Genomic DNA, 22,478 nt, shown 5'->3' with positions numbered 1-22,478 from the left:
GGTTGGTTAGTGTAAAGAAAACACTAATCCTGAAATTTACCAATCGAATTTCGATCCAGTCACTTTGGTCTTGACACCCAACTTCGAAAACTGAGCAAAAAAATCAGGAAAGGACTTGGCGACAACGAGGGGATCCTCTAAGCTCAACTTGGTCATGAAGACCAACGGTGCAAAAGCCATGGCCATCCGGTGATCTCCATAAGTATGAATGAATTTATCGGACAATAATTCGTGTCCCGCTTTCACAATAAGAGAGTCATCCGTTGCTTCCGACCTTACTCCCATTCTACTCAATTCGTTGACCATAGCCCTTAAGCGATCGGTCTCTTTCACCTTGAGTGTATGCAAGCCTGTCAGCAAAACCTCTTTATTGAGTCCTGCATAGGTAGCAGCGATGGTTTGCGCCAAATCAGGGTTGTCTTGCAGATCAGTGGTGAGTGGAGGTGTCGCTTTGTCAGAATGCTCAAGGAGCAGACCGGATTGATTAAAAGTGGGCTCCACACCTAAGGGCTCGTAAAGATCAACCAAATTCGCATCGCCCTGAATGGCCTGTGAATTCAGGCCTTTGAGCAATACTTTCAGCTGAGGATTGAGTGCGACCGCCGAAAAAAAATACGATGCAGCTGACCAATCAGGCTCAACGTGAACAATGGCGCTGACATACTTTCTTGGCCCAACTACGATCGAATCTTCTCCGATTCTAACCTCAGCACCACACATTTTCATAACCTCTTCGGTTATGGCCAAGTAGGGCAAAGAAGTGGGTTTTCCTCTGAATTTAATAACCAGACCTTTAGTCAATTGAGGCCCGATCAACATTAAAGCAGAAATAAACTGACTGCTGACACTTGCTTCTATTTCAACTTCGCCACCTGGTATTTCTTGGCCGATGATTTCAACGGGCAAGTACCCCTCCTTTTCGAGGCAGACAATATTTGCACCTAAACTTCGCAAGGCATCAATGAGCGGCTTCATGGGGCGCTGGCTTAAGCGCTCGCTTCCTCTGATTGTTCGCCTGCCTGACTTTACAGCTGCATAGGCAATGGAAAATCTTGATGCCGTACCGGCATCGCCCATCCACAATTCATCGCCACCGTTCCGCAAAGCATCATTGAGATATACGGTATCGTCAGCTTCAGAAAGATTCTCAACTCTTATATCGGCTTCTGCCAAATACTGAATGATGAGCGCTCGATTACTGATACTTTTCGAAGCAGGTAAATTAATTTCAACAATGGAATCGGGTGTGGTATCTCTTTCTAAACTGATCATCAACCCACCCATCTTTGGTAATAGTTTAGAGAGTCCACAACCATATCAGCCTGCCCATTTCGATCGAAAACAGCATCACCGATTTCGGGCAAGAGTGTGAAATTGATCCGTTCGTCGCGGTTTTTCTTGTCGTGGCGCATGATTTCTATCAAGCGATGAAATGTAAATGCCTCCAAGTTCACTTTCGGAAAAAGGCTGAACACGAAAGATGATATTTCTTTCAATTGTTCCTCAGAAAGACGCTCCAACTTGTGAGAAATGTACGCTTCACATACCATTCCGATGGCAATCGCCTCTCCATGAAGAAGCGTTTTGGTATCGCTTTCGTGCGAGTAAGCCTCCAAAGCATGACCAATCGTATGGCCGAAGTTCAGAATCTTACGCCTCCCTGATTCGTATGGATCGCTACTTGCAATTTGATTTTTTATTTCGATAGATCGGTAGATGCTATCATCCAAAGAAGGCAAGTCGAGTAAGCTTACTTCTTGCAATTCTTTCCAATAACCAGGTGAAAAGATCAGGGCGTGTTTTACCATCTCAGCAAAGCCACTTAGCACGTGAGCTTTGGGCAAGGTGGTGAGAAAAGTGGGGTCAACATAAACTCCTTGCGGATTGTTAAAGAGCCCGACTTCATTCTTGAGTCCTGAATGATTGATACCGGTCTTTCCTCCTATTGAGGCATCGACCATGGCCAAAAGTGATGTGGGAATATTGATAAAACGAATACCCCGCTTGAAAGTACCAGCTATAAATCCGCCTAAGTCTGTAATCACTCCGCCGCCAAGATTGATCATCACGCTGCTACGATCTGCTCCCAATTCAGTGAGTACTTCCCATATACGGGCGACAACTTCGAATGATTTACTCTCCTCACCTGATTCGATTTCAATCACTTCAGCACCTTCGAGAAGAGGAATTTTAGAAATCATTTCGGGCAAGCAATTCCTTAGCGTATTTTCGTCTGCTAAAATGAATACTTTCACTTCACGGTACGATTCGTCAGACAGAAGCTCCGCCATCTCAGCGAGGCAATGTCGGCCAAAAACTACTTCGTGGCCGTCTGTCTTAATACGTTTGATTTCTACTTTTGACATGAATTTTAAAGCTTCAGGCGAATATAGGATTGCTTTTTGAAAATGGAACCGACAAACAAAACTAGTGTCCCGAAATCTGAGTTTCCGCCACAAGCTGAGAAATTGTCATTTAATGACACGCAAATTGCTTTTGCAAGCAAATCAAACAATGACCTAAAAAAAGCATACTTCCTGTTTCGGGTCGTAGCTAGTCAGAGTCTTATGGTAGTTGGAAAATTTACTTCCATTTGGGCTTTGAAGCTCCACCTCCCAATAAAAGGAATCATCAAGAATACCATCTTTCATCAGTTTTGCGGTGGAGAAAATATTGAGGAATGCGCGGACACGACAAAAATCCTGGATGCCTATAATATCGGGACAATTCTCGATTACTCGGTAGAAGGTAAAAACGAAGAAGATGAGTTTGAAGCAGGGTACAAAGAAATTTTGAGAACGGTTGAAACCGCTGATAAAAATCCACATATTCCGTTTTGTGTTTTCAAAGTAAGTGGACTCTGCAGAAATACACTTCTAGAAAAAGTTTCAGCAGAAAAAGATCTTACTAAAACAGAATCTGCCGAATACGAAAAACTAAAGGGTCGGGTTGATGCACTTTGCAAGCGTGCGGTCTCTGCTGATACTCCAATCTTCATTGACGCTGAGGAATCTTGGATCCAAGATGCCATTGACAATCTAGCCATGGAAATGATGGCCAAGTACAATAAGCAGAAAGCCATTGTCTACAATACTCTGCAGATGTACCGTCACGATAGAATGGCGCATTTGGTGATAGCACAAGCCCAAGCAGAGGAAAATGATTTTTTCTACGGAGTAAAATTGGTGCGTGGTGCCTATATGGAAAAAGAGCGCATGAGAGCCGAAGAGAAGGGCTATGCCTCCCCTATTCAACCAAACAAGGATGCTACTGATCGCGACTATGATGCCGCAATGCAATTTTGCCTTAACCACTTAAGTAACGTTTATTTCTGCGCGGGAACACACAACGAAGACAGCTCCCTTTTGCTGGCTCAAGAAATGGATAGACTCGAATTAGACCGCAATGATGAGCGAATCTTCTTTGCTCAATTATATGGTATGAGCGATCACATCAGCTTCAATTTGAGTAAGGCCAGGTATAATGTCGCCAAGTATGTTCCTTATGGCCCCGTAAAAGACGTGATGCCTTATCTCATTCGTCGAGCTGAAGAGAACACTTCCGTTCAAGGTCAGACCGGGAGAGAGCTAAATCTCATTTCGAGGGAGATCAAAAGAAGGAAAAAGGGTTAAGGGCAATTGCACTCCACTGTCTCAAAAGGAAGTATGACCTCTGTTAGTATTGCAGAGCTGTCTGCTGTTTCAAACGATAACCTGACCAAACGGTCTTCATAACGGGTATCAACCACATACACTTTGGGATCGGCATGTGTTTCACTCATCCCAAACTGAACATCCCCCTCTTTGAAGGTATAATTGATCATGACTGTATCCACTTGAAGGCAGTCCATTTGACATTTCGCGTGCTCAGTCGCACCATCAAGTGTATTCTCGATTCGAAAGAGCACTCGATTATTTGGCAACCAGGAGGTCAGTACCGAAAGTCGATCGTGAAAAAAGAAAACAACGAGAATACTACCCAATAAAAATCCCGTTAGGAAGAGGCGAAGGCGTTTGGTAAATTTCATTTAGAAAGCCGCAAAAAGTAAGTCAATGTCTTTGTAGGGAAGATTAAACGCCTGACCCAAGGATTCGTTCGTGAGCGTTCCGTTGTAGAGATAAACTCCATGTCTGAAGCCTCGGTCCTTTTTAATTAAGCTGGCGCAACCGCCTTGCTCGCCCATATTAAGCAAAAGCGGAGTAAAGATATTGCTCAAAGCCATCGAGGCAGTTTTGCAAACATCGGAAGCAATATTGGGCACGCAGTAGTGAATCACATCGTACTTCCTGTAAATCGGATTAGTGTGATTGGTCACTTTCGACGTCTCAAAGCACCCTCCACGATCGATTGAAATATCAACTATGACCGATCCCGATTTCATTTGCGACACCATTTCATCGGTAACGACGGTTGGGGTGCGGCCTTCGTTTCCACGAATGGCACCAATAGCTACATCCGCAGTGCTTAAGGCCCTACGCAGTTCTTCGGTTTGAATTACTGAGGTAAATATTCTCGAGCCTACGTCATTTTGCAAGCGGCGCAATCGATACGTGGAAAAGTCGAATACTTTCACAAGGGCTCCAAATCCGAGGGCCGCCCGACACGCGTGTTCGGCTACGGTACCTGCTCCAATGATCACCACTTCGGCAGGGGCCACACCCGAAACATTTCCCAAAAGTAGGCCTTGTCCTTTACTACCACTGCTCAAGTATTCGGCGGCAATAATTACGGCCATGTTTCCGGCAATTTCGCCCATAGCTCGGACGATCGGATAGATTCCATCTTTATCCTGAATGTAATCCCATGCTACTGCAGAAATTCTCTTGGCCATTAATTTTTTCAGGGTGTCTCTAGGCTGGACGCTCAGCTGCAAGGCAGAAAACAGAGTGCTCTTCTGGTTCATCATAGCAATCTCTTCCGTGCTTGGAGGAGCGACTTTCAGAACAAGATCACATTCAAAAACCTCTTTTCGGTCATAGGCTATTTTCGCACCTGCTTCGCTGTAAGCCCTGTCTTGAAAGTCGGCATTTTTACCTGCATTGGTTTCCACCACTACTTCGTGACCATTGGCCACCAAAACTGCCACGGAATCAGGAACTAACCCGACTCGATTTTCTTGATAGGATGTTTCCCGAGGTAAACCGATCTGCAAACGTTTTTGGCGTCTGCCTACTTCCAGCATTTCTTCTTGTGGCTGCAGAGATACCTCTTGGGCCAATGCTCTCAGAGCTTCTTTGGAACTAATCATTCAGCTATTGATTTCCTTGCAATCCTGAAAGTACGAAAATTGGTTCAATTGTCGACATCAAGCAGTATCTCGCGGTGACCACCTTCTACTCTTATTTGAACTTTAACCACATCCTCAGGGAGCAATTCCTCCACCTTTTCGGGCCATTCAATGAAACAATAGTTGGTACTAAAAAAATAATCTTCGTATCCGATGTCGTAGACCTCGTCAATATTTTCTATCCGATAGAAATCAAAGTGGTAAACGGGCTCGCCTACTCTTCCTTGATACTCATTCACGAGGGAAAAAGTAGGACTACTTCCACTTTCTTCCACGCCCAAAACTTCCAAAATCGAGTTGATCAAAGTGGTTTTTCCAGCTCCCATCTTTCCATAGAAGGCAAAGAGTCTATGCTCTCCTGCCTCTGTAATCAATTGGTCCGCAATGGTCGGTAAATCCTTTAGTGAACGAGCGATGTATTTTGTCATTTTGCACTTAGCGATACGATAGGAATTAGCATCTCCTCCAGGGAAATTCCTCCGTGCTGGAGCGTATCCCGATAAAATCGCTGAAAGTGATTGTAGTTATTGGGATACACGAAATACTGTCTTTCGCGGGCAAAGATATAACTCGAACTCATATTGCTTTTTGGCAAACGTGCATCTTCTGGCCTTGCAACGGCAAAGACATTCTTGTCGTTGTAATTCAAATTTCGCCCATGCTTGTAGCGAAGGTTTGTGCTGGTATTTCTATCTCCAACTACCTTGACATCATCGTTTACCTGGATGGTACCATGATCGGTTGTAATGACCATTCTCCCGCCCTTTTCGGCGATAGCACGCATGATATCTCGCAGGGGAGAATGCTCAAACCAACTCATGGTAAGCGAGCGGTAGGCAGAATCATCTTCTACTAGTTCGCGAATCACCTCCATATCGGTTCGGGCATGTGAGAGCATGTCGACAAAGTTGTAGACAATTACGTTCAGCTGATTATTCATCAGGTTAGACATATTATCCGCCAACTTTCGACCGTATTCATGCTTCGTTATCTTATTGTAACTGTATTTGACGTCTTTACCCAAGCGCTTTAGTTGATTTCCCAGAAGCTCCTCTTCGTGTAGGTTTTTCCCTCCGTCATCTTCGTCGTTTTTCCAAAGATTCGGATAGATTTTCTGAATATCACCAGGCATCAATCCTGCAAAAAATGCATTTCTCGAATACTGCGTAGCCGTAGGCAAGATGCTGAAATAAATATCCTCTTTATCCACGTGAAAGAACTCTGTTATGGCGGGCTCGATTGTCTTCCATTGATCGTACCGAAGGTTATCAATTAAGATCAAGAAAAGTGGAGACTCATCTATTTCGGGAACGACGTATTCCTTAAACGCTGTGTGAGACATGATAGGAGCTTCATTGGAGTTTTCATCCAACCAGTCTAAATAATTGTCCATCACAAACTTTCCAAAAGAACGATTGGCTTCGGTTTTTTGCATGGTAAGAACTTCTTCCATCACTCCGTCACTCCCACTCTCTAGCTCTAGTTCCCAAAAAACCAATTTCTTATATACCTCTTTCCACTCTTCGATGCTGAGTCGATCTCCCAGAGTCATCCCGATATTTCGAAAAGCCATCTGATAGTTGCTGGTGGTTTTTTCGTTGATCAATTTCTTGTTGTCCAGATTCTTTTTTAGCGAAAGCAAAATCTGGTTTGGGTTGACCGGCTTAATGAGGTAGTCAGATATTTTTGATCCGATCGCATCTTCCATTATCGACTCCTCTTCACTTTTGGTGATCATCACCACAGGAATGGAAGGTTTAGAGGCTTTTATTTCGCTCAAGGCTTCAAGCCCCGACATACCAGGCATATTTTCATCTAGAAAAATGATATCAAAATTTTGTTCTTGAACCATATCCACGGCATCAGAACCGCTATTTACCGTGGTTACGTCGTATCCCTTTTCTCGAAGAAATAAAACGTGAGGTTTGAGCAATTCGATTTCATCATCGGCCCAGAGTATTCTTGAAGACATATAGTGTTGCAGGTTTTGATTTTATTGGCTTCAGCCAATTTGCTTTACATTTGATCTAATAAACAAAAAACGCACCGCTTTTAGTGTGCACAAGCAGTATTAATCCATGAGCGACAAAGATCGCGATTCAAATCCCGGCAAACGAAAAATTCTGAATGATCCTGTTTATGGATTCATTACGGTTTCAGATCCTCTCCTACACGATATCGTAGAGCACCCTTATTTTCAGAGACTCAGAAGAATCAAACAGGTGGGAATGTCGCACTTAGTTTACCCAGGGGCGAATCATACCAGATTCCATCATGCCTTGGGCGCTATGCACTTAATGCGTGAAGCCATTTTATCGCTGCGTGATAAAGGCGTTGAAATTACCGATAAAGAAGCCCAAGGAGCTATGGTGGCTATTTTGCTTCATGACATCGGGCATGGTCCGTACTCGCATAGCCTTGAGTTCAGTTTGGTGAAAAACGTGACGCATGAGCACATTTCCAGCCTACTGATGGAAAAGCTCAATGACTATTTCGACGGAGCTTTATCAACGGGGATTGAGATTTTTCGTGACCTCTACCCAAAACACTTTCTTCATCAGCTGGTAAGCAGTCAGCTTGACATGGATCGACTCGATTACCTATCTAGAGATAGCTTCTTTACAGGGGTTTCGGAAGGGGTAGTCAGCAATCAGCGAATCATCAAGATGCTCGATGTAGTAGATGATCGTTTGGTAGTAGAAGAGAAAGGAATCTACTCCATCGAGAAATTTATTGTGGCCAGAAGGCTAATGTACTGGCAAGTCTATTTGCACAAAACAGTGGTCTCGGCAGAGAAGCTGCTAATCAATATTTTGAGCAGAGCCAAGGAATCGTCCAAAAAAGGCAAAGCGATTTTTGCTTCTCCTGCGCTGAAGTTTTTTCTTGATAAAGACTACGGAGTCGATGATTTTAAAAACAACCCTGAGGTGATTAATAACTTTGTAAAACTCGATGATTACGACATCATGGGAGCGATCAAAGTTTGGAGTGAAAGTGAAGACTTAATTCTATCAGACTTGTGCCAAAGATTGATCAATCGTAAGCTGTTTCGGGTAAAACTAAGCAATGAACCTTTTGATCCCGAATATATTAAAGCGCTAAAAAGAGCAACTTTGGACCATCTCGAGATCGAAGCAGATGAGATTCATTATTATCTGGAGGTAGATGAATTGGTAAACAGTGCTTACGACAATGAATCCAATCGCATTTTGATTCTTCAAAAGAGTGGTAACATCATAGATTTGGCAGAAGCCTCAGACAATCGAGCGCTGATAGCACAGACAAAAACAGTGAAAAAGAACGTACTCTTCTGCTTAAAGTCTGTAGAGAAAAAGCTAAGAGGTTAATTTATATATTTGATCCGATGAAATTTTCGGCCTCACAAATTGCCCAACTTCTTGAAGGAGAAGTTGTTGGAGATATTAACGCAGAAGTATCAGGATTGAGTAAAATCGACGATGGCAAAAAAGACACGCTTTCTTTTCTTGCTAATCCTGCTTACAAGGAGTTTATCTACACCACGAAAGCCTCTCTGGTGATCGTTTCCAAAGACTTTGAACCTGAGAAAAATTTACCCGAAGGGCTTACTTTGGTAAAGGTCGATGATGCTTACAGGAGTTTTGCGAAGCTTCTCGAACTTTACAACGAATTTAAGTACGACAGAAAAGGTATTTCTGAAAATGCCTTTATCGATCCCACTGCCACAATAGGAAAAGATGTTTACATCGGTCATGGTGTAGTGGTGGAGTCAGGTGCAAAAATCGGAGATGGAACAAAGATTTTTCCTCAAGCTTACATAGGTCAAAATGCTCGCTTAGGCGAAAGCACATTGATTCATCCTGCTGCAAGAATTTTAGCTGATTGCGAATTAGGTTCACATTGCGTGATCCATTCGGGAGTGATTATCGGCGGAGATGGATTCGGCTTTGCGCCAAACAGTGAAAACAACTACCAAAAAGTAGCGCAGATAGGAAATGTGATCATTGAAGATCATGTAGAAATCGGTGCCGGCACAACGATAGACAGAGCTACTCTTGGGCATACCATTGTCCGAAAAGGAGCAAAAATTGATAACCTCATCCAAATAGCTCACAATGTGGAGATAGGCGAGAATACTGTAATTGCCGCTCAAACCGGAATTGCCGGATCTACCAAAATTGGAAAGAACTGCATGATCGGCGGCCAAGTTGGAATTGTGGGTCATTTGATCATCGCTGATGGTGTTAAGATTGCCGCTCAAAGCGGAATAGCCACCAGCATCAAAGAGGAAGGAAAGATTATCCAAGGCTCACCTGCTATCGGAATCGGTGACTTTAAACGATCTTATATCGGATTTAAGAACCTTCCGGACTTGATGAAAGAAATCAAGGCACTAAAAGAAGAAATGAAAAACCTCAAAGCAACAACCCACGAATGAGCACTAAGCAAAAGACCCTTGCTGGCAAACTCGAGTTCAAAGGAATAGGACTACATACAGGAGAAAAGGTTGAGATGACCATCCATCCTGCACCCGATAATCACGGCTATGCTTTTAAACGGGTAGACGTAGAAGGGCAGCCAACAATCAAAGCAGATCTCGACCATGTTGTTTCAACTAATCGAGGTACTACCATCGGGAAAGATGATGTACTCGTAAACACCACGGAACATGTCTTAGCGGCGCTCTACGGAAGTGAAATTGACAATGCTTTGATTGAACTAAACGGAGCTGAAGTTCCCATCATGGATGGGAGTGCCAAAGCTTTCGTAGAAGGCATACAGCGCGTAGGAATTGTAGATCAGGAGGCCGAAAAAGACTATTTCACCTTAAAGGAAAATCTCTACTACGAGGATGAAAAGGGTTATGTAGAAATGCTAGCCGTTCCGACTCCGGGCAGTGAATTTCGAATCACTGTAATGGTGGACTATAATTCACCTGTACTCGGTACGCAACACGCTTCGATGTACGAGATCGGTGAATTCCAAAAAGAAATAGCATCCTGCCGCACATTCGTGTTTTTGAGAGAATTGGAGTTTTTGGCAAAAAACAACCTCATCAAAGGAGGCGATCTTGATAATGCAATCGTGCTGGTAGAGCAAGAACGCACCCAAGAAGAGTATCAGGAAATAGCTCGAATGCTTGGCAAAGAAGACCTGGATGTAAAAGTTGAAGGAATCGGTGTCTTGAATACGATCAAACTTCAATTTGAAAATGAGCCTGCACGGCACAAACTGCTGGATATAGTTGGTGATTTAGCCTTGGTCGGCAAACCCATTCAAGGTCATATTCTCGCTGCCAGACCAGGTCATGCGGGAAATGTTTCTTTCGGCAAAATCATTAAAAACCTCATCAAAGAGGAAAAGAAAAAAGGACCTGAATTTGACATCACCAAAACTCCCGTGTATGATGTAAATCAAATCATGGGAATTCTACCTCACCGTTATCCTTTCTTACTGATCGATAAGATCACGGATCTCGATGAGAACGCAGTAGTTGGAGTTAAGAATGTGACGATCAATGAACCCTTCTTTCAAGGGCATTTCCCTGGAAACCCCGTGATGCCTGGCGTACTTCAAATAGAAGCCATGGCTCAAGCGGGTGGTGTTTTGGCATTGCACAATGTCGATGAGCCCGAAAGGTGGAGCACTTATTTTATGAAAATCGATGCTGTAAAGTTCAAACGCAAAGTAGGCCCGGGAGACACTGTAGTATTTCACCTAAAGCTCACCTCTCCCATACGAAGAGGAATTGTTCAAATGAAGGGAACAGCTTACGTCAACGGCCAAGTGGTGAGTGAAGGAGAACTTATGGCTCAGATTATCAAAGACAAATGATTCACGAATTGACAAGTATTCACCCTGACGCTCGCATTGGCGAGAACGTGCAGATCAATCCGTTTACTGCGATTCATGGAGATGTTGAAATAGGTGACGGAACAATCATTCATTCCAATGTTACCATAATGGATGGCGCCAGAATTGGAAAGAATTGTGAAATCTTTCCGGGAGCTGTTATTTCTGCTCGCCCACAGGACTTAAAATACAAGGGCGAGATCACCACTACGGAAATTGGCGACAACACGACCATCCGAGAGTGTTGCACTATCAATCGAGGAACGGTAGACAGAGGTAAAACGGTAGTTGGAAACAACTCCCTTCTCATGGCTTACACACATCTCGGCCACGATGTCATCGTTGGAAACAATTGCATTTTAGCGAATTCGGCCAACATTGCAGGCCATGTCACTATTGAAGACTATGCCATCTTGGAAGGCGTCGTAGCCGTACAACAATTTATCACCATTGGCGCGCACAGCTTTATTGCAGGCGGATCGCTGGTTCGAAAAAATGTGCCTCCATTTGTTAAAGCAGCTCGGGAGCCACTGTCTTACGCAGGAGTTAATTCTATAGGACTACAGCGACGAGGCTTTGACGAAAAGGTCATCAGTGCAATCCAAGACACTTACCGCTTAATCTACATTCAAAACCGCAATTTGAGTCGCGGTATTGAAATGGTAGAAGAACAAGTACCTGAAATTGACGAGGTAAAACAAATTATCTCCTTCATACGCTCTTCCGACAAGGGAATTATGAAGGGACTTCAAGATGTTTGAGATTGATCTCAAGAAAGCCGGAAAGCGCTACAACAGCGAGTGGATTTTTAAGAATCTCAGCGCGACATTTCGATCGGGAAGTGCAACGGTTATTTTAGGTGGAAACGGATCGGGAAAAAGCACGGCGCTCAGATCTGTTTTTGGCTACGCCCCTCTCAGCTCGGGAGAAATCGCCTATCAATTTGACGGCAAAAACATAAAACAATCAGAAGCATACAAGTATTTCAGCATATGCGCGCCATACTTGGAGCTCTATGAAGAGCTCACACTCGAAGAATTAGCCAAGTTTCATTTTTCACTAAAGCCAGCTCTTCCGAAAATTTCAATAGCTGATTTCTCGGAACTAATAGATCTCAAAAGTGCTGCTGATAAGCCCGTCAAATACTTTTCATCCGGTATGAAGCAGCGCGTTAGAATCGGTTTAGCAATGATGAGCGATGTAAAAGCCATCTACTTTGATGAGCCTACGAGCAATCTGGACCGAAAAGCAATTGATTGGTACCGAAGCACTATTGAAGAATTCCGAATGGACAGAATAATACTCGTAGCTTCGAATCAACAAGAGGACGAATACTTCTTTTGTGATGAAAAAATTGAAATTGAGAAATTCAAGCCTATCTAATTTTCTATTTTTGGCTCAAATACAAGACAAATGGCGAATACCTCTGATATAAGAAACGGACTTTGCATCCGACACAATGGCAAATTGTTCTTCATCGTAGAATTTCAACACGTAAAACCTGGAAAAGGTCCTGCTTTCGTTCGGACGAAGCTTAAAAATCTCGAAAACGGAAAAGTAGTAGATCACACCTTTTCTGCAGGGCATAGTATTGATCCGGTTAGAATTGAGCACAGACCTTACCAGTACCTGTACGAAGAGGAGAATGGATATCATTTCATGCATACCGATACGTTCGAGCAAATCTTCTTAAATAAGCACATGTTGGAGCAGCCTGAGTATCTGCAGGAGGAAATGGTTGTGACGGTTATCTTCAATGCCGATGACGAGACTCCTTTATCAGTTGAGCTTCCATCTTTTATTGAAGCCACAGTTACCTACACTGAGCCGGGAGTAAAAGGAGATACGGCAACGAATACCATGAAGCCCGCTACAATTGATACAGGCGCTGAAATTCGCGTACCACTTTTCATCGACATCGGAGATAAAATCAAAGTTGATACCAGGAAAGGAGAGTACAACGAGCGAGTTAAGGATTAATCCTGCTCTATAGAATAGGCGTATACATAGCCGTCCTTTCCTGTTGTTACCATATTGGCAAACCCGTCCAAGTTGATATCTCCCACAGAAGGGATTGTTGATCCGAACACGGGAAATCCGGGAATAGCCTGACCATTTTCATCAAACAAGTAAACTTGATTTTGAAGAGAATTGAGAACGCTAAAGAAATTGCTTCTTCCTGATCGATGAATAGCCATTTGATCAAAGTTGCTTTGAGGCAGATCGGTATCAAATAAGATGTCACCCTGAAAGCTAAACGCAGCAAAGGACTGATTGTAGAGAAAACCGAAATCCATAAACTCGTCTACATCAACTTTAGCAAAGAAATAGGAAGAAGAGTTTTGGGGTCGCGGCTGCAGTTTCTCCAGACTATCGCCAAACCCGAGCCTGAATGCCGTCCCTAACGAATCGGCAAAGTACAGTGAGGAATTGGTGATTTTCGAACCAATATCGAGCTTATAGCCGCCCATGACAAAGCCCTCAGCTTTTTGAGAAACCTTATGTCGGGGCTCTCCTTTTCTATTCAGAAGCAAAATATCTCCACCTTGAGTCAAGGTAAATAGGTAGTCTTTCCTCTTAATTCTCAAGTGTTCAACGGGAAGAATGGCCTCGCCCGAGCCCCCGGTATAATTCCATCCTTCAACAGTTTTGCCATAAGAATCAAAGCACAGAATCCTTTCGGTCTCTGTCGGAATAAAAATTCTGTAATCACGACTATTGTCGTAATCCGCAACACTTACTTCTGCTGTGGCAGGAGATTTTAACTCCACAGGAAATGACTCGACTGCGTTTCCATTCCGATCGAGCAAATACACTCTATTGGGGGTGTTGAAAAGCATTTGGAGTTTCTTGTTCTTGTAAACGTCCACTTGCTTTATACTTCCCTGAATCGGACCATCCAAAGTTGTTTCCCAAACGACCTTCCCATTACTGGAGATCAGGTAGATCCTATTGTTCATATCTTGAACCACGGTTTCCAAAACGCCTGTATAGTGGTTCTTGACCAAGTGTGTTTTCCCTTTGACTTCCGCCTTCAGTTTCACTTCCCACAGTGTCCCTGTCTCCTTTTTGTAATCAGAACCCTGCTTGAGGTAAATGTTGTTGTAAAACAGGTCGCCTGTAGAATGACTGATCTGATAAGCGAATGATTTGAAGTTTCGCAATACCTCGGTTTGGCTTTCAATATTTCCGGCAAATTTCTCATCCAGGATATTCCCAAATATCGAAGGACTTTTAGCCAGCGAGCTGTACAAAATGAAATGGGCATCCGTAAAAAGATGCTCACGTAAATCGTCGTATTCTTCCGTCTCAAGAAAGGAGCGACCTGACTGAATGGTGGAAAGGTAATTTCTGATGGCATTCTCAGAGTTGGCCATAACTATGGCATCTTCAAGTCTCACCACATATGGATCTACCAGGCCGCCGAAGGCGCTTCCTACCGCAGTTCCGTAAAAATCGCCAACAGGAAGTCTAAAGTATTTCTTCTTTTCAAACTCTGATTCCTCCAAGTCATCCATTGCGGTGGCAAACTCCTTCAACATCTCTTCGGCACTTTCGGAATCGTTCGGCTCGAAAATGGCAAACATATTTTGATCGTATTCTTTGGAAGAAGGTTCTGTAATAAAAGCAATGGCTTGCCCTTCAATCCAAGAAGCTCCAAGATTTTCGGCATCGCAATTACAAGCCGTATTAAACTTTTGAATTGAGCTGTCATGCTTGAATAAGCTCCCGTTTTTTTCAAGTTTTTTCCGTTTCTCTATTCGGTATGCGCTGTAATCTCCATACCCCAAAAAGGCAAAGTATGCCGTATTTGACGGGAGAAACTTGAAAAGCTCAATCCTAGGTGGCTCTTGTGAAGAAAATGCATCCAGCCAAGCTCGAGAGCTATCGCTGGCAACTACGAATCCATTCAGGTAAATCGCATCGTTCTCAATTGAAAAATCGAGTGCCGACCAATCCGCAAAAGGCTGATTAAAAAAGTCGACTTGTTGACTTTGTGAGGAAGCGTACTGACTTATGATGGGTTTGAACTGTTCGTAGTTCAGGTACAAATGAGCTCTTGCGCCATCATCAATGGTCTCTCTCACAGCATTAAATTGTTTTTGACCAAGAACAGAAGCATTCTGAACCAAGGTTCTCACGGACTCCTCTGCCAGCACTTCAGAGAGGCTAAATACCAGAAGTTCATTCTTGATAAAATAAAACATCCTTCCATCAAAAAATGGCGATAAGAAGGAGTTGACGTTCTCTCCGTCATACACCCTTGACTCGAATTCCGTGGTCCGAAAAGTGCTCTCCAATGCCTTGTGAACTTCATTTTGAGCAATGTCCAAATCCAGCTGCATGGCAAATAGAAAACCGTACTCCTGACCTCCCGTCATATGAGCAGAAACAGCTATCGGTTTTGAGGCCAAGAGTCCGCGTAATTTGGAATCACTTCTGATCAAGCTATCCAAAATCTGCCCCAAATCATTCAAACGGAAAAAGTAGTCAGTTGCTTGTAATTCACTCCAGACCAAACTCTTGGAAGAGAGATCACGCCATACCTCAGTTAAATCCTGAGATTCAAAAATTACAGCAGCAGTTTGTGGTATAGCTGATAAGGTATCAAAATCATCTGCTAGAGGCTTCTCAAAATCTCGATAAAACCAGTAGAAGGCAATAGCGACAAGTCCGCCCAATATTAAAACGTTTAAGATTTTTCTCAGCACAAATACAGCATTTGGTGTAAAGTTAAGTAGGCTTTATGCAATGATTCGATATTATCACTCCCCCTTTAAACAGGTAAATGTGAACAGTAGTTATGTAGCTTTTCTTACCTCCCTTGGTAGCAGTGCAAAAGACATGCGATGGTATTGTGAGGCCCCAATCTCTGCAATAGCCAATCGATGGCTTTTTGTTGGGTAGCCCTTATTGCGATCCCATCCGTACTCAGGATGCTCACGATGCAAGTCTATCATCAAGGCATCTCGATGTGTTTTGGCCAAAACCGATGCGGCTGCAATACTCTTGTAGATGCCGTCACCTTTGATAATGCAAAAATGATTGATCGATTGATAAGGATTAAAGCGGTTTCCATCCACTAATATGCAATCAGGCAGTTTTGGCAAACCATCTAAGGCTCTATGCATCGCCAAAAAAGATGCATTTAAGATATTGATTTCGTCAATTTCCTCGTGGCTACACACCCCTACAGATTGGTATTCAACCTCTTTTAAGATGGCTTCTCTCACCTTCATTCTTTGGCTCTCCGTCAACTTTTTGGAGTCATTCAGAAGCGAATGATTCCATCTTTTGGGAAGAATCACGGCTGCAGCTACCACCGGCCCGGCTAAACACCCTCGCCCGGCTTCGTCGCACCCGGCCTCAATTTGACCTTTTTGAAAGAAAGATTTTAACCTTGCCACGAAGCGAAGATAAAGCATTGAAACTACCTTTGTCGCAATGAAAACTTTTCAGCTTCCATCAGCCGAACAAGATGTACCCTCTGCATTTCTGAATGAAAAGGGCATTCGCCTTACTATCAAGAGGGACGACTTGATACACGATGAAGTATCAGGAAATAAATGGCGCAAACTGAAATGGAATATTGATAATGCCTTGCAAAGCGACAGGAAAACGATCTTAACTTTTGGCGGAGCACATTCCAATCACATTGCAGCTACTGCCGCCGCCGCTCAATTGCACGGACTCCGTTCTATTGGAATTATCAGAGGTGAAGAAGTCGACTTAAATAATCCCACCTTAAGGAAAGCACGAGAGAACGGAATGGAGATTCACAGAGTGAGTCGATCAGAATTTCGGGAAATTGAAGATCGTGATTATATCGAATCCCTTCGGCATCATTTTGGTCCGTTTTACCTTATTCCTCAAGGAGGTCAGAATCATTACGGTGTTCAAGGGTGCAGCGAAATCATGTCGGAATTGACAAAGGATTACGACAGAATTTTTGTGGCTTGCGGCACTGCAACTACCTTAAGCGGCATGGCTTTAGCAAATAAAGCCAGAGCTGAGATTTACGGCGTTTCAGCATTGAAAGGAGGTGATTTCCTCATTGAAACGGTCAAATATTACGTGAAAAAAACTTTTAATGACCTTGAAACCGAAGAAGACATCCTCGCTAAAATTCACTTGATTACCGACTCTCATTTCGGAGGCTACGCCAAGATTAAGCCCGAATTGATCCACTTCATGCGCAATTTCGCAGAAGAAACAGGCGTTAAACTTGATCCGGTTTACACCGCAAAGACAGGTTTCGCAATGTTCGATTTTGCAAAAAAAATCGATCTTTTAAAAACTGAAAATTGGTTACTTATTCACAGCGGAGGCATGCAGGGAATCCCTGCTATGGAAGAGCGGGAAGCAATAAAAATTTACTAGAATTGTTAATTCAACAGCTCTCTGTGAATAAGTGCAAGTAAGAGAGTCCATTGTACCCTGTAAGTACCGATAACTTTGGAAAACTTGTTTAAATACTCGTCAAAAACCTTGTTGATAACATGTTAAGAAAGCAAGTTACTCTTCTACTGGCCTTCTTGATTTCTACTTTGGCAATGGCCGAGGGAGATCCCAATAAACGCAATACTCGTGCTGAATATATCGCGGAATGGAAGGATGTGGCAATCGAACAGATGGAGAAGTATGGTATTCCCGCGAGTATAACTTTGGCGCAAGCCATATTGGAGAGCGGAGATGGAAATAGCGAATTAGCTCGAGATGCCAATAATCACTTCGGAATAAAGTGCCACGACTGGCAGGGAAAAAAAGTTTACCACGATGATGATAAGCGAAACGAGTGCTTCCGAAAATACCGGAGCGCTCAAGAGAGCTTCGACGATCACAGCGTATTTCTTCAAAGAAGCCGCTACAGCTTTTTGTTCGACTACAAAGTGACTGATTACAAGTCATGGGCGAAGGGTTTAAAAAAAGCGGGATATGCCACCAACCCAAAGTATCCCGATTTATTGATCAGATTAATTGAAGAAAATAACCTAGCACAGTACGACAACCTCGAAGCTAAACGCAATACTAAAACCAAACCCTCGAATACCACGAAAGGGGCAAGCGAAGAGATCGTCATAGAAATTCAACACGGCCTACAAATTCAGCAGAGTTCAAATCGGATAAAATATGTGGTTGCGGATGCAAATTACTCTCCCGAGGCATTTGCCAACCGCATGGACATGGGCCCATGGCAAATAAAGAAATACAATGATTTGATGGATAATGAAACCATCAAAGAGGGTCAGCTCATTTATCTACAACCTAAAAGAGGTAAAAATCGAGATTATGACACCCACACCGTAAAGGAGGGGGAAACGCTGCGCGGTATATCACAGAAGTATGGGGTTAAAATCAAAAAGATTTTGAAGCACTCTGAACTGCCTCCAAACTACCAAATTAAGCCGGGAGATCAGTTAAAACTGAATTAACTTTCATTCAAAGCCGAATCAGATATAGACATTAACGGATTTCTATATTTGTACCTGCTATGACCTCGCGCAAATGAAACTCCTCTTTGTCATCCCTTCCATTACCAATTACTTCACATTTCTGGAAGATTTGACCCATGAACTTATTATTCGTGGTCATGAAGTTCATTTGGCTACTTCGCGGAAGCATATTGCGCGTATCGATGCTTACCGAAGAGGTATTGAATGCGAGGTACACCATATAGATTTCCCGAGAGCTTTGGCCCCACTCAAACACATTTCAGCAGGGAGGCAGGTTAATGACTTGGTACAGGAAATCAAACCTGACTTAATCAATATTCACTTTTCGGCGGCCTTGTTTACTACCATGCTGGGAAAAAAGGACAATTGGCCTGCATCGACGGGTACTATTCACGGACTCGGATCGCCTTTGATCAAAGGTTGGCGAAAATATGCCATTTCTCAAGCCGAGAGGTGGAGTTCAGAAAGGGTAGATGAAGTGTTTGTTCTGACGCAAGACGACAAAGAATACCTCAAAGAAAAAGCTCCAAAAGCTACAGTAAGTGTTTTGAACTCTTTCGGGATGGGATGCGACCTAGATCGTTTTGATCCCAAAAAAATCAGCAAAGAGACCAAGCAGGAGCTTCGCGTTGAAAACGGAGTAAGCAAAGAAGATTTTGTGTTCATCTTCATCGGGAGACAAACTCACTTCAAAGGTTTTGACAAAGTGGTTTTGTCGTTTCTTCAATTGAAAAAGAAGCATCAGAACATCAAACTCCTACTTATTGGTGAGAAAGACCGAATACACCCTACCTCAAAGCAACAGCGCTTTGAAAAAGCACTTAAGGAAGACAAGGACATTGTAAGGGTTGGCTGGAAAGAAAATGTTCAAGATTACCTGGCAATTGCTGATCTAAATGTTTTTCCGAGTGAGCGTGAAGGATTGCCTGTGAACCTTATGGAGTCACTTTCAATGGGAGTCCCCGTAATCACAATCAATAGCCGTGGCTGCAAAGAAGTTGTGAGAAACAATGTGGATGGATTGGTATTATCCAATCACGATGTCGAACACCTGAGCTCAGCAATGGAAAGGCTATTGGTAGATCGAGAAGAATTGAGTGTCTTAGCAAAAAATGCCTTTGAAGGAAGGAACAGGTTTAGTCGACAGCACTTCATTGACGATCAATTGAAAACTTACGATCGCCTCTTGCAAAAAAAGCATTAAGGTGTATTCTCAATTCGCATCTGCTTAATGCGAAATTTTTCTTCACTCTTCTTTAAAAAGAAGGTAAGTCTATATTCCCCTTTCTCTGTCGTCAAGGTTCCTATATAGTAGTAATCATCAAGCTTTGACTTGCCTTGATGCTTCAGAGCGAAACCCTTGGGTATATGATCTTCAAAAAACCTCCGAATGATCATTTCCGCCTGATCTTTACTGTATACCCCTTCAGCCGATTCAACCGTAAGATCTACAGAAGGCATAAAATACAAGGCAATTTTTTGTGGATCACCTGCCTTGATGGCTTCTGATATGGCATCTTTTTCGACTTCTTGTCCTACGGCAGTGGCCAAAGACATTACGATCAAAAGAAATAAAAACAGCTTTTTCATGGTAGAATAAATCGACACGCACTGTGCAAAAAGCGGGCCGCTTGAGTCAAATATAAGAATTCAACCTATCATTCATTCACCTTACTTTTGTTCCATGAAAATTGCCCTTGCCATCATTGGCCAAACAGATAAAGGTTATTTGGAGACAGGCTTCAAGACCTTCACTGCCAGAATCAAGCGCTATGTGCCCTTTGAAGAAGTACTTATCCCCGAAGAAAAGAAATGGAAAAAGCTAGGTGCCGAAGAAAGGAAAAGGCAGGAAGCCAAGGCACTTCTATGGAAACTGGACAGCTCTGATATGGTGATTCTTCTCGATGAGAAGGGAAAACAATATACAAGTGAAGGATTTGCAGAATACCTGCAGAAAAAAATGAATGCAGGCCCGAAGAGGTTGGTTTTCGTCATAGGTGGTGCATTTGGTTTTGACCAATCGGTCTACGATCAATTTCCTTCGCAATTAGCCTTCTCAAAAATGACCTTTTCGCACCAAATGATCCGATTATTCACGGCTGAGCAAATCTACCGGGCTTTTACCATTCTGAATAACGAACCTTATCACAATTCGTAGAAACTTTCTACTAGCCACAGCGTAAAAGCACCCAGCCCCCTTGAACGCGTTTTATAAACCTGCAAGCACATGAAACACGCTCTACTTTTCACAGGGGCTTTTTTTTCTGCCCAAATTTTATTCGGACAAACAGGTACAGTTGCCGATTTCCAAAAGGTTTCCGCTGAGGCGGGAAATCTTCAATCCACCCTATCTAATGACGGAGGGTTCGGTTTTGTGATGGAATCTCAGGATGAGAACCGAATATTTGCGGCAGCCCCTTTTAATCAAAACGGTGAATTCTTAACTATCGAATTGAACGATGACGGATCAGTGTCGTCTGAACTACTCGTTAGCGCTGAAGATTTTAGCTATTTCGATGGGCTCAATGATGCTGAATTTGGCGCTGCCGTGGTGGATATCGGAGACATTAATTCAGACAATTTAAACGAGCTCATTGTAGGTGCGCCTGGCATTGACGGCGGAAAGCTATTCGCACTTGTGAGTCAGGCAGGGACGTATCAATTGGAGGAGCTTTTCCTTCCAACGGAAATAGAAGCCCTATCGGTACGATTGGGCGAATACCTTGCTTTTGAAGATGGTATTCTCTTTGCCACATCTGAACACATTGCGGGAAATATTTATCGATTTGGAGTGGACATTTCAGAAGGATTGGCACTACTAGAGACCATAAATATTGACCACCCGTTATTGAGCGAACGCCTCGAGGCAGGAGATCAATTCGGAAGTGGATTGAGCATTACTGACGTGAACCAAGACGGAAATATGGATATCATATGCGGAGCTCCGGGAGACGATGACCAAGACACAAATTTTGGTGCGGTATATCTTCTTTACGGAAGTGCAAATGAGACGGTAGCAGAAGTTCAGAAGATTTCTCGTCTTGAAGGTGATTTCGGTGGATTCCTCAATGTGGACGATGAATTCGGCTCAAGCGTGAGAGCCATTGGTGATTTGGATGAAAACGGAACGATTGACTTGGCGGTAGGTGCTCCCGGCGACGATGACGGAGGAACAAACATCGGCTCGGTTTGGATTCTTTTTATGCACCCGGATGGATGGGTGATCAACGAAAGAAAAATCAATCGATTTGAAGGAAACTTCACTTTTGATCTGGCTACTGAAGATCGTTTGGCAGCTCGAATAGCTACCGTAGGAGATCTGAATGGAGACGGAACAATTGACATAGTTGTAAGCGCCGAGGGCGATGACGACGGCGGAACCAATCGCGGTGCTTTCTACACTATTTTCATCGAAAGATGTCCGGCCCCAAGTGGTGATTTCGATTTCGAAGTAAATGGAGCACAAGTGTCATTTTTTGCGGAAGGAGGAGAAGGCTACAGCTACATCTGGAACTTTGACGACGGGGGTTTCAGCGAAGCGCAAAATCCTGTACATACCTATCAAAACACGGGAACCTTTATGGTATGCCTGGCTATTAACAATGAGTGTGGAGGTGATAATTTTTGTGAGAACGTACAGGTGACAAGTCTTTTAAGCTCGATTGATTTTGAGAGAGAAAAGATAAAGCTCTACCCAAATCCCGCTGCATCTCAGCTGAATTTAACCGGGATACCCATTGGAACCGAGTATCGAGTGACAGACATTACGGGGAAAATCGTCAAAGCAGGGATTTATGAGAATCAGAATTGGCTTGATGTTTCCGCTTTCAACGAAGGCCTCTACCTTCTGGAGATAAACCAGAAAGGACAAAAAGTCGTGAAGAAATTTCAAGTGGCCAGATAGA

Annotated in this window: 21 protein-coding genes; 12 read left to right on the top strand and 9 right to left on the bottom strand. The window is 43.3% G+C overall.

The window, feature by feature from the left end; translation table 11 throughout:
* Positions 1–36: 36 nt before the first annotated feature.
* Positions 37–1,272, bottom strand: a complete 1,236-nt coding sequence (locus tag O3Q51_11165) for a 3-phosphoshikimate 1-carboxyvinyltransferase (protein ID MCZ4409376.1) — start codon at positions 1,270–1,272, stop codon at positions 37–39.
* Positions 1,272–2,366: a 3-dehydroquinate synthase gene (gene aroB, locus O3Q51_11160; GenBank protein ID MCZ4409375.1), complete on the bottom strand. Its 1,095-nt coding sequence runs from the start codon at positions 2,364–2,366 to the stop codon at positions 1,272–1,274. The genes O3Q51_11165 and aroB overlap by 1 nt, the downstream gene beginning before the upstream one ends.
* Before the next feature lie 201 nt (positions 2,367–2,567).
* On the opposite strand from aroB, the gene O3Q51_11155 reads away from it, so the two are divergent.
* A complete protein-coding gene (locus O3Q51_11155; protein MCZ4409374.1) occupies positions 2,568–3,632 on the top strand; it encodes a proline dehydrogenase family protein in 1,065 nt (354 codons plus the stop codon).
* Here the strand turns inward: O3Q51_11155 and O3Q51_11150 are convergent.
* The 4 genes from O3Q51_11150 to O3Q51_11135 are packed head-to-tail and all read right to left on the bottom strand — an operon-like array spanning position 3,629 to position 7,259.
* Positions 3,629–4,027 carry a hypothetical protein gene (locus tag O3Q51_11150; GenBank protein MCZ4409373.1) on the bottom strand — a complete coding sequence of 133 codons (399 nt, stop codon included), beginning with the start codon at positions 4,025–4,027 and terminating at the stop codon, positions 3,629–3,631. The genes O3Q51_11155 and O3Q51_11150 overlap by 4 nt on opposite strands.
* On the bottom strand, positions 4,028–5,248 hold the full coding sequence (locus tag O3Q51_11145; protein ID MCZ4409372.1) for an alanine dehydrogenase: 1,221 nt from the start codon (positions 5,246–5,248) through the stop codon (positions 4,028–4,030).
* Positions 5,249–5,292: 44 nt separating this feature from the next.
* Positions 5,293–5,715: a tRNA (adenosine(37)-N6)-threonylcarbamoyltransferase complex ATPase subunit type 1 TsaE gene (gene tsaE, locus O3Q51_11140; GenBank protein ID MCZ4409371.1), complete on the bottom strand. Its 423-nt coding sequence runs from the start codon at positions 5,713–5,715 to the stop codon at positions 5,293–5,295.
* A complete protein-coding gene (locus O3Q51_11135; GenBank protein MCZ4409370.1) occupies positions 5,712–7,259 on the bottom strand; it encodes a bifunctional response regulator/alkaline phosphatase family protein in 1,548 nt (515 codons plus the stop codon). Before O3Q51_11135 ends, tsaE begins: the two co-directional genes overlap by 4 nt.
* 106 nt (positions 7,260–7,365) lie before the next feature.
* Here O3Q51_11135 and O3Q51_11130 point away from each other — a divergent pair, with 106 nt between their 5' ends.
* The 6 genes from O3Q51_11130 to efp are packed head-to-tail and all read left to right on the top strand — an operon-like array spanning position 7,366 to position 13,099.
* Positions 7,366–8,634 (top strand): HD domain-containing protein, encoded by a 1,269-nt coding sequence (locus O3Q51_11130; protein MCZ4409369.1) that lies wholly within the window; start codon positions 7,366–7,368, stop codon positions 8,632–8,634.
* A 17-nt stretch (positions 8,635–8,651) separates the two neighbouring features.
* Positions 8,652–9,704: a UDP-3-O-(3-hydroxymyristoyl)glucosamine N-acyltransferase gene (gene lpxD / locus O3Q51_11125; GenBank protein MCZ4409368.1), complete on the top strand. Its 1,053-nt coding sequence runs from the start codon at positions 8,652–8,654 to the stop codon at positions 9,702–9,704.
* On the top strand, positions 9,701–11,101 hold the full coding sequence (locus tag O3Q51_11120) for a bifunctional UDP-3-O-[3-hydroxymyristoyl] N-acetylglucosamine deacetylase/3-hydroxyacyl-ACP dehydratase (protein ID MCZ4409367.1): 1,401 nt from the start codon (positions 9,701–9,703) through the stop codon (positions 11,099–11,101). Before lpxD ends, O3Q51_11120 begins: the two co-directional genes overlap by 4 nt.
* Positions 11,098–11,880, top strand: coding sequence for an acyl-ACP--UDP-N-acetylglucosamine O-acyltransferase (gene lpxA, locus O3Q51_11115; protein ID MCZ4409366.1), 783 nt, complete (start codon positions 11,098–11,100; stop codon positions 11,878–11,880). Before O3Q51_11120 ends, lpxA begins: the two co-directional genes overlap by 4 nt.
* Positions 11,873–12,502 carry an ATP-binding cassette domain-containing protein gene (locus tag O3Q51_11110; protein MCZ4409365.1) on the top strand — a complete coding sequence of 210 codons (630 nt, stop codon included), beginning with the start codon at positions 11,873–11,875 and terminating at the stop codon, positions 12,500–12,502. The genes lpxA and O3Q51_11110 overlap by 8 nt, the downstream gene beginning before the upstream one ends.
* Positions 12,503–12,532: 30 nt before the next feature.
* Positions 12,533–13,099, top strand: coding sequence for an elongation factor P (gene efp, locus O3Q51_11105; GenBank protein MCZ4409364.1), 567 nt, complete (start codon positions 12,533–12,535; stop codon positions 13,097–13,099).
* On the opposite strand, the gene O3Q51_11100 is transcribed toward efp, so the two are convergent.
* Entirely contained in the window at positions 13,096–15,831 is a 2,736-nt protein-coding gene (locus O3Q51_11100; protein MCZ4409363.1) for a hypothetical protein, read from the bottom strand. The genes efp and O3Q51_11100 overlap by 4 nt on opposite strands.
* Positions 15,832–15,921: 90 nt before the next feature.
* Entirely contained in the window at positions 15,922–16,545 is a 624-nt protein-coding gene (locus tag O3Q51_11095) for a ribonuclease HII (GenBank protein ID MCZ4409362.1), read from the bottom strand.
* A gap of 19 nt (positions 16,546–16,564) precedes the next feature.
* Here O3Q51_11095 and O3Q51_11090 point away from each other — a divergent pair, with 19 nt between their 5' ends.
* The 3 genes from O3Q51_11090 to O3Q51_11080 all read left to right on the top strand — a co-directional run bounded on the left by O3Q51_11090 (position 16,565) and on the right by O3Q51_11080 (position 19,777).
* A complete protein-coding gene (locus tag O3Q51_11090) occupies positions 16,565–17,500 on the top strand; it encodes a pyridoxal-phosphate dependent enzyme (GenBank protein ID MCZ4409361.1) in 936 nt (311 codons plus the stop codon).
* A gap of 119 nt (positions 17,501–17,619) precedes the next feature.
* A complete protein-coding gene (locus tag O3Q51_11085) occupies positions 17,620–18,552 on the top strand; it encodes a glucosaminidase domain-containing protein (GenBank protein MCZ4409360.1) in 933 nt (310 codons plus the stop codon).
* A gap of 73 nt (positions 18,553–18,625) precedes the next feature.
* On the top strand, positions 18,626–19,777 hold the full coding sequence (locus O3Q51_11080; protein ID MCZ4409359.1) for a glycosyltransferase: 1,152 nt from the start codon (positions 18,626–18,628) through the stop codon (positions 19,775–19,777).
* Here the strand turns inward: O3Q51_11080 and O3Q51_11075 are convergent.
* On the bottom strand, positions 19,774–20,163 hold the full coding sequence (locus O3Q51_11075) for a DUF4783 domain-containing protein (GenBank protein MCZ4409358.1): 390 nt from the start codon (positions 20,161–20,163) through the stop codon (positions 19,774–19,776). The two genes, O3Q51_11080 and O3Q51_11075, sit on opposite strands and share 4 nt — an antisense overlap.
* A 94-nt stretch (positions 20,164–20,257) precedes the next feature.
* On the opposite strand from O3Q51_11075, the gene rlmH reads away from it, so the two are divergent.
* Positions 20,258–20,731 carry a 23S rRNA (pseudouridine(1915)-N(3))-methyltransferase RlmH gene (rlmH, locus tag O3Q51_11070; GenBank protein MCZ4409357.1) on the top strand — a complete coding sequence of 158 codons (474 nt, stop codon included), beginning with the start codon at positions 20,258–20,260 and terminating at the stop codon, positions 20,729–20,731.
* 69 nt (positions 20,732–20,800) lie between these two features.
* Positions 20,801–22,477 carry a T9SS type A sorting domain-containing protein gene (locus O3Q51_11065; GenBank protein ID MCZ4409356.1) on the top strand — a complete coding sequence of 559 codons (1,677 nt, stop codon included), beginning with the start codon at positions 20,801–20,803 and terminating at the stop codon, positions 22,475–22,477.
* The last annotated feature ends 1 nt before the right edge of the window (position 22,478 follow it).

Source organism: Cryomorphaceae bacterium 1068, assembly GCA_027214385.1.
Classification (GTDB): domain Bacteria; phylum Bacteroidota; class Bacteroidia; order Flavobacteriales_D; family Cryomorphaceae; genus JAKVAV01.
The sequence above is the reverse complement of the archived record's forward strand: the minus strand, read 5'-3'. Positions and strand labels throughout refer to the sequence as shown.